Source organism: Streptomyces sp. NPDC054887, from assembly GCF_053610585.1.
Genome location: NZ_JBSGYQ010000006.1, coordinates 42,667 through 52,735 on the forward strand (window position 1 = coordinate 42,667; position 10,069 = coordinate 52,735).

The 10,069-nt window shown below is 72.9% G+C and carries 12 protein-coding genes; 6 read left to right on the plus strand and 6 right to left on the minus strand.

From position 1 onward, the window contains the following. Nucleotides 1-84: 84 nt before the first annotated feature. A complete protein-coding gene (locus tag ACWGH0_RS05070) occupies nucleotides 85-1,083 on the minus strand; it encodes a sugar ABC transporter substrate-binding protein (protein ID WP_453402744.1) in 999 nt (332 codons plus the stop codon). A 110-nt stretch (nucleotides 1,084-1,193) separates the two neighbouring features. Beyond that, the gene (locus ACWGH0_RS05075) at nucleotides 1,194-1,913 is read right to left on the minus strand and encodes a GntR family transcriptional regulator (protein ID WP_453402863.1); all 720 of its coding nucleotides are present in this window, start codon (nucleotides 1,911-1,913) and stop codon (nucleotides 1,194-1,196) included. A 146-nt stretch (nucleotides 1,914-2,059) separates the two neighbouring features. Here ACWGH0_RS05075 and ACWGH0_RS05080 point away from each other — a divergent pair, with 146 nt between their 5' ends. The 5 genes from ACWGH0_RS05080 to ACWGH0_RS05100 all read left to right on the plus strand — a co-directional run bounded on the left by ACWGH0_RS05080 (nucleotide 2,060) and on the right by ACWGH0_RS05100 (nucleotide 5,676). Continuing rightward, a complete protein-coding gene (locus ACWGH0_RS05080; RefSeq protein ID WP_453402745.1) occupies nucleotides 2,060-3,064 on the plus strand; it encodes a Gfo/Idh/MocA family protein in 1,005 nt (334 codons plus the stop codon). Next, nucleotides 3,061-3,897 carry an alpha/beta fold hydrolase gene (locus tag ACWGH0_RS05085; protein ID WP_453402746.1) on the plus strand — a complete coding sequence of 279 codons (837 nt, stop codon included), beginning with the start codon at nucleotides 3,061-3,063 and terminating at the stop codon, nucleotides 3,895-3,897. Before ACWGH0_RS05080 ends, ACWGH0_RS05085 begins: the two co-directional genes overlap by 4 nt. A 149-nt stretch (nucleotides 3,898-4,046) precedes the next feature. Continuing rightward, nucleotides 4,047-4,475 carry a hypothetical protein gene (locus tag ACWGH0_RS05090; RefSeq protein WP_453402747.1) on the plus strand — a complete coding sequence of 143 codons (429 nt, stop codon included), beginning with the start codon at nucleotides 4,047-4,049 and terminating at the stop codon, nucleotides 4,473-4,475. Next, nucleotides 4,469-4,705: a helix-turn-helix transcriptional regulator gene (locus ACWGH0_RS05095; RefSeq protein WP_453402748.1), complete on the plus strand. Its 237-nt coding sequence runs from the start codon at nucleotides 4,469-4,471 to the stop codon at nucleotides 4,703-4,705. Before ACWGH0_RS05090 ends, ACWGH0_RS05095 begins: the two co-directional genes overlap by 7 nt. Beyond that, on the plus strand, nucleotides 4,702-5,676 hold the full coding sequence (locus ACWGH0_RS05100; RefSeq protein ID WP_453402749.1) for an NAD(P)-dependent alcohol dehydrogenase: 975 nt from the start codon (nucleotides 4,702-4,704) through the stop codon (nucleotides 5,674-5,676). Before ACWGH0_RS05095 ends, ACWGH0_RS05100 begins: the two co-directional genes overlap by 4 nt. A 52-nt stretch (nucleotides 5,677-5,728) precedes the next feature. Here ACWGH0_RS05100 and ACWGH0_RS05105 read toward each other — a convergent pair whose 3' ends face one another. From ACWGH0_RS05105 to ACWGH0_RS05120, 4 genes are all read right to left on the minus strand, one after another. Continuing rightward, complete coding sequence (locus ACWGH0_RS05105) at nucleotides 5,729-6,928, minus strand: cytochrome P450 family protein (RefSeq protein WP_453402750.1); 1,200 nt, start codon at nucleotides 6,926-6,928, stop codon at nucleotides 5,729-5,731. Between the two features lie 46 nt (nucleotides 6,929-6,974). Then, nucleotides 6,975-7,268: a hypothetical protein gene (locus ACWGH0_RS05110; RefSeq protein ID WP_453402751.1), complete on the minus strand. Its 294-nt coding sequence runs from the start codon at nucleotides 7,266-7,268 to the stop codon at nucleotides 6,975-6,977. After that, nucleotides 7,265-8,284 carry a DMT family transporter gene (locus ACWGH0_RS05115; protein ID WP_453402752.1) on the minus strand — a complete coding sequence of 340 codons (1,020 nt, stop codon included), beginning with the start codon at nucleotides 8,282-8,284 and terminating at the stop codon, nucleotides 7,265-7,267. The genes ACWGH0_RS05110 and ACWGH0_RS05115 overlap by 4 nt, the downstream gene beginning before the upstream one ends. An 80-nt stretch (nucleotides 8,285-8,364) precedes the next feature. Next, the gene (locus tag ACWGH0_RS05120) at nucleotides 8,365-8,982 is read right to left on the minus strand and encodes a dihydrofolate reductase family protein (protein ID WP_453402753.1); all 618 of its coding nucleotides are present in this window, start codon (nucleotides 8,980-8,982) and stop codon (nucleotides 8,365-8,367) included. 202 nt (nucleotides 8,983-9,184) lie between these two features. On the opposite strand from ACWGH0_RS05120, the gene ACWGH0_RS05125 reads away from it, so the two are divergent. Continuing rightward, nucleotides 9,185-9,925 carry an SDR family NAD(P)-dependent oxidoreductase gene (locus tag ACWGH0_RS05125; RefSeq protein ID WP_453402754.1) on the plus strand — a complete coding sequence of 247 codons (741 nt, stop codon included), beginning with the start codon at nucleotides 9,185-9,187 and terminating at the stop codon, nucleotides 9,923-9,925. Nucleotides 9,926-10,069 lie beyond the last annotated feature (144 nt).

Here is a 10,069-nt window from a genome sequence, read left to right on the forward strand (position 1 = left end):
CTTCTCGTACTCCTCGGTGCGGCCGGGGATCACGCAGTCCGTCCCCGGCCGACCAAGTATCGGTTACGGGTGTTCGCACCGTATTCACCGGGTTCCGCGGGCCGTGTACTTCTCCAGGGCCGGGACGTCCTTCTCCGTGACCAGGGCCGGTCCGGTCAGGACGGGTTTGGTGCCGCCGAGGACGTTGCCGTTGGTCCGGTGGAGCCACAGTCCGTCGACGGCGAGGTAGCCCTGGAGGTAGGGCTGCTGGTCGACGGCGAAGCCGATCTCCTTGGCCTTGAGGCGCCGGACCACCTCGGCGTTGAGGTCGAACGTGTTCACCTCGGCCGTGCTGCCCGCGCCCGCCTTCGCCTTGACACTGGCGGCCGCGAAGGGCGCGCCGAGGGTGACGACGGTGTCGATGTCCTTGGCCGACTGGAGCTTCGCCTCGATGGAGGACGTCGATCCGGGCATGTCGGTGCCCTGCACGTTGAGGTTCTCGACCGTCCCCTCGAAGGTCTTCTTCACACCGGCGCAGCGCGCTTCGAGCGAGACGTTGCCCTGTTCGTGGATGACGCAGAGCGCCTTCTTCCTGCCCCGCTTGTTGAGCTCCTCGCCGACGGCCTCGCCGGCGACGGTCTCCTCCTGGCCGATGTGGCTGAGCGCGCCGGTCGCCCGCGAGTGCTCCCCGCCGGAGTTGATCGTGACGACGGGTATGCCGGCCGCGACGGCCTTCTCGACGGACGCCTTGACCGCTTCGGGCTTGGCGAGGGTGACCACGATGCCGTCGACCTTCTTGGCGACGTACGAGTCGATGAGCTGCGCCTGCTCCTTGCCCTCCTTGTCGGCGGCGTACAGGAACTCGACGTTGTCCTTGGCGGCGGCCTGCTTCGCCCCGCTCTGCACGATGTCCCAGAAGGTGTCGCCCTCCCCGGAGTGCGTCACCATGGCGATCTTCAGGCGTGGGGTGGAGACGGTCTTCCCGCCTCCGCCGCCGTCGCCGTTCTTCTCCTCGGACTTCTTGCCGCCCCCGGAGCTGCACCCGGCCGTGAGGGCGAGGGCGCATGCGGCGAGGACGGCCGCTGCCTTGCGATGGGTACGCATCGTGGGTTCCGCCTTGTCTCCCGGCCGCCCCGTTGCGGCTGGAGGAGTTCTAGCGGCGTACGCGACACCCCGTCAAGACTTTGTCCGAACATTCTTACGCGGGTGCGGTCTCACGGCCTGACGAGAAGCTGGAACTCGAAGGCGTACCGCGAGGCCCGGTAGATGTGCGAGCCGAACTCGACCGCCCGCCCCGTGTCGTCGAACGTCGTCCGCTGCATCGTCAGCAGCGGCGCCCCCATCGCCTCGGACAGCTGGCGCGCCTCGTCGGCCCCGGCCGCCCGCGCGCCGACGGACTGGCGCGCGCTGTGCAGCGTGATGCCGGCGGCGCGCATCATCCGGTACAGGCCGGTGGCTTCGAGGTGCTCGGTGTCGAGGGACAGCAGCCCGGTGGGCAGGTGGTTGCGCAGGACGGCCATGGGCTCGTTGTGCGCGAGGCGCAGCCGCTCCACCAGGTGCACGTCGCTGCCCTCCGCCACGCCGAGCGCCGCCGCGACCTCCGCGGTCGCCGGTTCGAGGGTGTTGCGCAGGACCGAGGTGGCGGGGAGCTGGCCCGCGGCTTCGAGGTCGTCGTACAGACTGCTCAGTTCGAGCGGGCGCTTGACCTGGCTGTGCACGACCTGGGTGCCGACGCCGCGCCGGCGGACCAGCAGGCCCTTGTCGACGAGCGACTGGATGGCCTGGCGGACGGTGGGGCGGGACAGCCCGAGCCGGCCCGCCAGTTCGATCTCGTTGCCGAGGAGGCTTCCCGGGGAGAGCCGGCCCTTCTCGATCGCCGCCTCCAGCTGCTGGGACAGCTGGAAGTACAGCGGAACCGGGCTGTTGCGGTCCACGCCGAGCTGGAGGGCGATGGTGGGGTCAGCGGCGGGTTTCGACACGCCCAAGAGCGTAACCCCAGGTAATGACTACTGGAAGTCCTGTAGTCAGGTTGTCAGGACATACCCTTGACAGAGCGGCGTGGACGGCCACACTTTGGGGCATGCGCATCGGACTCATCGGCACCGGCCGTATCGGTTCCTTCCACGCTGACGTGCTCAGCCGCCATCGCGAAGTGGGCGCCCTGCTCGTGGCGGACACCGACGCCGCGCGGGCCGCGTCGGTCGCCACCCGGATCGGCGCCACCGCCGCCCCCTCGGTCGACGAGATCTTCGCCTGGGGCGTCGACGCCGTCGTGATCGCCTCCGCCACCTCGGCGCACGCGGAACTGATCGGGCGGGCGGCGCGCGCCGGCCTGCCGACCTTCTGCGAGAAGCCGATCGCCCTCGACCTGGCGGGGACGCTGGGCGCCCTGCGGGAGGTCGCGGCGGCGGGGACGGCCCTCCAGCTCGGCTTCATGCGCCGCTTCGACGCCGGGTACACCACGGCCCGCGAGCTCGTGCGCTCCGGCGCCCTCGGCCGGCTGCACACCGTACGGGCGGCGACCTCCGACCCCGCGCCGCCGCCCGCGGCGTACCTGCCGCTGTCCGGCGGGCTCTTCCGGGACTGCCTGGTCCACGACTTCGACATACTGCGCTGGGTGACCGGCCGCGAGGTCGTCGAGGTGTACGCCGCCGGGTCCGACGCGGGGCCGCCGATGTTCCGGGAGGCGGGCGACGTGGACACCGCGGCGGCCCTGCTCACCCTGGACGACGGCACGCTGGCCACCGCGACCGCCACGCGCTGCAACGGCGCCGGTTACGACGTACGGATGGAACTGGCCGGCGAGCTGGACCAGGTGTCCGTCGGCCTCGACGACCGTACGCCGATCACCTCCACCGAGCCGAAGGGACCGCCGGCCTGCCAGCGGCCGTGGCCCGGCTTCCTGGAGCGGTTCGCCCCGGCGTACGAGGCGGAGCTCGACGCGTTCGTACGGCTCGCGCTCGGCGAACGGGACAATCCCTGCGACGGCGGGGAGGCGCTGCACGCGCTGCGGATCGCGGAGGCGTGCGAGCTGTCCCGCCGGGAGCGGCGCCCGGTGCGGATGGACGAGATCCCCGCGTCATGACGCTCAAGGCGGAGGACGGCGCGGCGCTCTGGGCGCGCGGATCCGGCGAGGGCGACCCGCTGATCCTGTGCCACGGCGGCCCCGGGCTGTGGGACACCTTCGAGGACGTGAGCCGGCTGCTCGTGGACCGGGGGTTCGCCGTCCACCGCTGGGACCAGCGCGGCTGCGGGCGTTCCGAGCGGCGGGGCCCGTACTCGGTGGCGCGCTCGGTGGCCGATCTGGACGCCGTGCGCAGGCACTTCGGGCTCGACGCCGTGACCCTGCTCGGCCATTCCTGGGGCGCACGGCTGGCCCTGCACTACGCGCTCGCGCATCCCGGGCGGGTGACGCGGCTGGTGTACGTCTCGGGCACCGGCATCGGGCCGGACTCCGGCTGGCACCCGGAGTTCGTCGGGAACCTGCGCGCGGCGATCGGCGAACGGCTGCCCCGCTGGGAGGAGCTGCGGTCCCTGGAGCGGCGCACCGAGGCCGAGGAGCGCGAGATGTGGGTGCTCCAGTGGTCGGCGGACTTCCCGGGGCCGGACCGGCAGCGGGCACTGCGGCTGGCCGAGCGGATGGCCACGCCGTGGCTCGGCGTCAACCACACCTGCCACGCCGAGATCGGCGCCGAGACCGCGACCATGAGCGAGCACCAGCTCCACGCCGCCTGCGGGGGCCTGCGGATGCCGGTCCTGATCGTGGACGGCGAACGGGACATACGGCCGCGCGACGCCGTCGACTCGCTGGAGCAGTCCCTGCCGCACGTGACGCGGGTGACGCTCGCGGGGGCCGGGCACCTGCCGTGGGCGGAGTGCCCGGCGGAGTTCGCCGACGCGGTCGCCGCGGCCGGCTGACCGCCGCCGGTCGCCGGCCACCGGTCACCCGTCACCCGTCACCCGTCGCCCGTCGTCCGTCGTCGAAGTAAAGAACACTTGACTTCATGTCATGACTGCTTGACACTCCACAGTGTCAGGTTTTCTTTACATGGGGAGTGAGTGAGCGCGTGGCGTTCGAAGAGAAACGGGCCTGGAGCATGGTCCTGGTCACCGTGGTGTCGTACGCGGTGTACCTGGCCGTCGTCCTGGGCCGGCCGGCGGACGGGCCCCTCACCGAGAGGCCCTATGTGTCCGCGCTGCTGTGGACGGTCGGGGCGGCGATCGCCGCGTCCGTCGTCCTCCACACCGTGCTGGCGGCGTTCTCCCCCGAGGACGCCGGCACCCGGGACCAGCGCGACCGCGAGATCCACCGCTTCGGCGAGCACATCGGCCAGTCGTTCGTCGTGATCGGCGGTGTGGCCGGGCTCGCCCTCGCCATGGCGGGCCTCGACCAGTTCTGGATCGCCAACGCGATCTACCTGGCGTTCGTCCTGTCGGCGCTGCTCGGCTCGGCGACGAAGATCGTCTCGTACCGGCTGGGCTTCCACCCGTGGTGAAACCGACCAGGGTCACCAACGCGATCCGCGCCCTGCGCTTCACCCACGGCGAGATGACGCAGGCCGAGCTCGCCGGCCGCATCGGCGTCTCGCGCCAGACCGTCATCGCCATCGAACAGGGCCGCTACTCCCCCTCTCTGGAGATGGCTTTCCAGATCGCCCGGGTGTTCGGGGTCCCGCTCGACGAAGTGTTCCAGTACCCACACAGCGACCCGGGAGAGACTCCATGAAGGCGATGACCCAAGCCGTGTACGGACCGTCCTCGGTCCTGCGCCTGGAAGAGATGGCACCGCCCGTGCCCGGCGCCGGCGAGGTGCTCGTACGGGTCCGCGCCGCGTCCGTCGACCCGGGGGTCTGGCACCTCATGGCGGGAAAGCCGTATCTGATACGCGCCATGGGGTTCGGCCTGCGGGCGCCCAAGTCCCCCGTGCTGGGTGAGGGGTTCGCGGGCAGTGTGGAGGCGGTGGGAGCCGGAGTCACCCGCTTCCGGCCGGGCGACGAGGTGTACGGGGCGTGTGGCGGCTCGTTCGCCGAGTACGCCTGCGCCAAGGAGGCGAACATCGCCCGTACGCCGGCGAACCTCGGCTTCGCGCAAGCGGCCGCCGTACCCGTCTCCGCGTGCACCGCGCTCCAGGCCGTGCGGGACGCCGGGCGGCTGGCCGCCGGGCAGCGGGTCCTCGTCATCGGAGCGGCGGGCGGTGTCGGCCACTTCGCCGTACAGCTCGCCAAGGTCTTCGGGGCCCATGTCACCGCCGTCTGCGGGCCCGGCAAGGCGGACCTGGTCCGGTCACTCGGCGCCGACGAGGTCGTCGACTACACCCGCGAGGACCCCGTCGACGGCTCCCGCCACTACGACCTCGTCCTCGACACGGCGGGCAACCGCCCGCTGTCGGCGCTCCGCCGGGCCCTCACCCCGCGCGGCACCCTCGTCATCATCGGCGGCGAGGGCGGCGGCGACTGGATCGGCGGCAACGGCCGGCAGTTGCTCGCCCTGCTCATCTCGCCGTTCAGCCGGCACCGGCTGCGCGGGCTGGCGGTCATGAACCTGGCCCACGACGACCTGCGGCTCCTCGCGGAACTCGCCGAGGCCGGCTCGGTGACACCGGTGATCGACCGGGCCTACACGCTCGCCGGCGTTCCCGAGGCGATCGACCGGCTGATGGAGGGCCACGCCCGGGGCAAGCTCGTCGTCGAGCTGTGACGGCGCGCGGGCGTACGCCGGGCAGCCCGCGGGCGGCCCCCGCGACCCGCGTTCACCACCGCACCGGCAGGCGCCGTACGCCCCGCATGAGCAGCCCGGGCAGCCAGTCCAGCGGTCCGTCGTCCGGGGCCGCCGCCAGGCCGGGGCAGCGTTCGAGGAGTGCCCGGACCGCGATACGCGCCTCCATGCGGGCCAGCGGCGCCCCCAGGCAGAAATGCGGGCCGTGGCCGAAGGCGAGGTGCCCCGGCCCCTTGCCCGCGGCGGCGGTGCGCGTGATGTCGAAGCGGTCCGGATCGGGGAAACGGGCGGGGTCGCGGTCGCCGGCCGCGAGCGAGACCAGGACCGGGTCGCCGGCCGGGATGACGAGGCCGCCGATCTCGACCGGCTCGCGGGCGAAGCGGAAGGTGGCGTTCTCCACCGGTCCGTCGTAGCGCAGCATCTCTTCGACCGCGCTGTCGACGAGAGCGGGGTCGGCGCGCAGGGCGGCCAGTTGGTCCGGGTGCGACAGGAGGGCCCGTACGCCGTTGGAGATCAGGTTGACGGTCGTCTCGTGGCCGGCGATGAGCAGCAGGAAGGCCATGCCGATGAGTTCGTCGGCCGTGAGCCGGTCCCCGTCCTCGGCCTGCGTCCTGATCAGCGCGCTCAGCAGGTCGTCGCCGGGGGCGGAAGCGCGCTTGTCCTCGACGAGTTCGGCGAGGTAGGCACCCATGGCCCGTACGGCCTCGCCCTCCGCGTCGGCTCCCGTCGGCGCGACGATCTCGTTGGACCAGGCGCGGAAGGAGGCCCGGTCCAGGTCGGGCACGCCGAGGAGTTCGCAGATGACGGTCATGGGCAGCGGGAAGGCGAGCGCCTCGACGAGATCGGCCGTGCGGCTCTCCCCGGACGTCATGGCGTCCAGCAGTTCGTCGGTGACGTGCTGGATCCGGGGGCGCAGCGCCTCGATCCGGCGGGGGGTGAACTCCCCGGCGACGAGTTTGCGCAGCCGCGTGTGATGGGGCGGATCGGTTTCCAGCATGTTCGCGTTGAGCGGTTCGGCGCCCGCCTGCCACAGGTCCGAGGTGCGCCAGTCCTTGCTCAGACGCGGGTCGGCGAGGGCCCGGCGGGCCTCGTCGTGGCCGACTATCAGCCACACCCGGTCGACCTCGGCGGTCCGTATCAGGTGGGCGGGACCGGCCTCGCGCAGTTTCGCGTAGTACGGGTAGGGGTTCGCGGCCAACTCCTCGGCATGACCCCTGAGATCGACGACTGTCATGCTTCGGATCCCCTCCGCTGTGTCCGCCGGACGCTGCCCCGTCAGCCTACGTCGCCGTCCCTGTCGAGGAGGCCCGCGTCGTGCGCGAGCAGCGCGATCCGGACACGGTTGTCGCGGCCCGGCCCGGCCCGGCCCGGACGTGGGCGTAGGTCCTCACGGTGGGGACGCTCGTGCGGAGCGCCGCGGCGATCTCCGCGTTCGACCCGCCCCGGCCGGCGGCGACCGCCACCTCCCGTTCCTGGGCGGCGAGTTGGCCGGTCCGCCGCGCCGCCGCCCGCCGGCGGGGGTCGGCGCAGGACCCGGCGACCATCGTGCCGGCCGTCGTGGGGGTGGCCGTCATGGTGGCGTCGGACCGTGTCCGCCGGGCCTGACCTCGGGCGACGCCGGCCGGGCCGCGCCGCGGCCCCAGGCGGTGCCGGCCAGGACGAGTACGCCGCCCGCGAGGCCCCAGGCGCCCAGGCGTTCGCCGCCGATGGCGATGCCCGCGGCGGCGGCCCACAGCGGCTCCGTGCCGAGGAGGAGGCTGACGCGGGACGGGGAGGTCCGGCGTACGGCCCACATCTGCGTGAAGAAGGCGAACAGCGTGCAGAAGACGGAGAGGAAGACCAGGCCCGCCCACTCGCGCGGGCCGAAGCCCGCCGCCACCGTCCACGGCGACGGGCCCGTGCCGGGGGCGGCGGCCAGGACGGCGAACACCGCCAGCGCGGCTCCGAGCTGCACCGTCGTCAGTGACAGCGAGTCGGCGCCCCGGACGGACTTCGCCCGGGCCATGGCGAGCACGTGTGCGGTGCGGGCGAGGGCCGCGAGCAGCATCAGCAGGTCGCCGGGCGAGGGCGTCGTGAAGCCGCCGCCCTGCGTCAGCAGGACCACTCCGGCCACCGAGAGCCCCGCCGCGCCGAGGAACGCCCGGGGCGGCCGGGTGCGGGTCGCCACGGCCTCGGCGAGCGGCGTGAAGATCATGGTGAGGCTGATGATGAGCCCGGCGTTGGTCGCGGAGGTGTGCACGACGCCGTACGTCTCGAGGAGGAAGATCACGCTCAGTACGAGCCCGAGCGTCCCGGCCCCGCGCCACTGCGCGGCCGTGAGCGCGCGCAGTCCGCGCAGGCCGGCGACGACGAGTACGGGCAGGACGACGGCGAAGCGCAGCACCAGGACGGCGACGACGGTGTGCGCCGTCGTGATGCCCTTCGCCGCGAGGTAGCTCGCGCCCCAGACGACGGCGACCAGCAGGACGGGGACGTCGGTGAGCCACGCCGCCCGGCCCGGCGGCGACGCGGACGCGGCGGGCGGGACGGCGGACGCGGATACGGATGTGCCGGATGCGGTTGCGGCGGTCGGTGATGACGCTGCGGCCACGGCGCGGTCTCCCCCCGGAGTCGGCGGTGTGGAGACTTCGGCGGCTCGCACGCGGAACGATCACCGTACCCGCGCGGTCCTCACTCGTCGAGCAGGAAAGTGCCGTACGACGGCCGGCCCGCGGACCGGTAGGTGTGGATCGCGATGCCCGACTCGGTGGTGGTGCTGCCGGTCAGCTCGAACGACGTCGGCAGCCCGCCGTCCTCGAACAGCCGCTGTCCCGCGCCCAGGACGACGGGGTAGAAGAGCAGGTTGTACTCGTCGATCAGGTCATGGCGCATCAGGGACCTGGCGAGCGCCCCACTGCCGTGGATCTGGAGTTCCCGGCCCGGTTCCTCCTTCAGCCGGGCGACCTCCGCCGCGACGTCGCCGGACAGGATCGTGGAGTTGTTCCAGCCGGCCTTGTCCAGGGTGTGCGACGCCACGTACTTCGGCAGGCTGTTCAGGCGGCCCGCGACCGGGTCGTTCTCGTCGGTGACCTTCGGCCAGTGGGCGGCGAAGATCTCGTACGTGCGCCGGCCGAGCAGGAACGCGTCGACGCGGTCGAACACGCCGTCGATGAAGCGGCCCATGCCCTCGTCGGCGAAGGGCACCAGCCAGCCGCCGTGCCGGAACCCGCCGCTGGTGTCCTCCTCGGGCCCGCCCGGGGCCTGCATGACGCCGTCGAGCGTGAGGAACGTGGTGAGCGTGATCTTCATGGTGCGAGCCCTTCCTGCGACGTGTCACCCGTCTCGTTTACGTGTCACCCGTTCTGACTCCACGCTCGCACGGAACTCATCGGCCGGCCGCAGGGCGCCGTCCGTTTGCCGCCAGCGCCCGCCGCCCGCCGCCGGTTTCCTTGAATCCGTAACCACTTCGGGCGCGCACAGCGGCCACGGAACGGAAGAAGAGGCAGTCGACATGGCTCCACTGGACGGCAGGACGGCTCTGGTCACGGGCGGCAGCCGCGGCATCGGCGCGGCGATCGCGCTGCGGCTCGCACGGGACGGCGCGGATGTGGCGATCACCTACGTGCGGGACGAGGCCGGGGCCCACGAGGTGGTCCAGAAGATCGAGTCGGCGGGGCGGCGCGGCGTCGCGCTGCGGGCCGACGCGGCGGACCCGGCGGCCGTCACCGGGGCGGTGGGGCGGGCGGTGGACGCACTCGGCCGGCTCGACATCCTGGTCAACAACGCGGGGGTGGGCGTGCTCGGCCCGATCGACACCCTGACGCTCGCCGACGTGGACCGGGTGCTGGCGGTGAACGTACGGGCGGTCTTCCTCGCCTCGCAGGCCGCCGCCGCCGCGATGGAAAGCGGCGGCCGGATCGTCTCCCTCGGCAGTTGCATGGCCCAGCGGGTGCCGGGCCCCGGCGGAACGCTGTACTCCATGAGCAAGGCCGCGCTGATCGGACTGAACAGGGCGCTGGCGCGGGAGCTGGGCGGCCGGGGCATCACGGCCAACCTCGTCCACCCGGGGCCGACCGACACGGACATGAACCCGGCGGACGGCCCGTACGCCGCGCCGCAGAGCGAGTTGACGGCCCTCGGCCGCTTCGGCACCGCGGACGAGGTCGCCGCGACGGTCGCGTTCCTGGCCAGCGAGGACGCGGCGTACATGACGGGCTCTGAGGTGGTGGTCGACGGCGGCCACGCGGCATAGGCCCGCCGGAGAGGGGGCGGAGTGTGGGGCGGGGGGGGGCGGGGGCCGGGGGGCCCCCCGCCCCCCCCCCGGGGGGGGGGGGGCCCCCCCGGCGCCCCCCCCCCCCCGGTGGCCCGTCTATTATTAAAAAAAAAAAACCCACCC

Bases quoted from the DNA above. Each gene is read 5' to 3' on its own strand.
- ACWGH0_RS05070 (WP_453402744.1), bottom strand. From the start codon at position 1,083: ATGCGTACCCATCGCAAGGCAGCGGCCGTCCTCGCCGCATGCGCCCTC.
- ACWGH0_RS05080 (WP_453402745.1), top strand. From the start codon at position 2,060: ATGCGCATCGGACTCATCGGCACCGGCCGTATCGGTTCCTTCCACGCT.
- ACWGH0_RS05085 (WP_453402746.1), top strand. From the start codon at position 3,061: ATGACGCTCAAGGCGGAGGACGGCGCGGCGCTCTGGGCGCGCGGATCC.
- ACWGH0_RS05100 (WP_453402749.1), top strand. From the start codon at position 4,702: ATGAAGGCGATGACCCAAGCCGTGTACGGACCGTCCTCGGTCCTGCGC.
- ACWGH0_RS05105 (WP_453402750.1), bottom strand. From the start codon at position 6,928: ATGACAGTCGTCGATCTCAGGGGTCATGCCGAGGAGTTGGCCGCGAAC.
- ACWGH0_RS05110 (WP_453402751.1), bottom strand. From the start codon at position 7,268: ATGACGGCCACCCCCACGACGGCCGGCACGATGGTCGCCGGGTCCTGC.
- ACWGH0_RS05120 (WP_453402753.1), bottom strand. From the start codon at position 8,982: ATGAAGATCACGCTCACCACGTTCCTCACGCTCGACGGCGTCATGCAG.
- ACWGH0_RS05125 (WP_453402754.1), top strand. From the start codon at position 9,185: ATGGCTCCACTGGACGGCAGGACGGCTCTGGTCACGGGCGGCAGCCGC.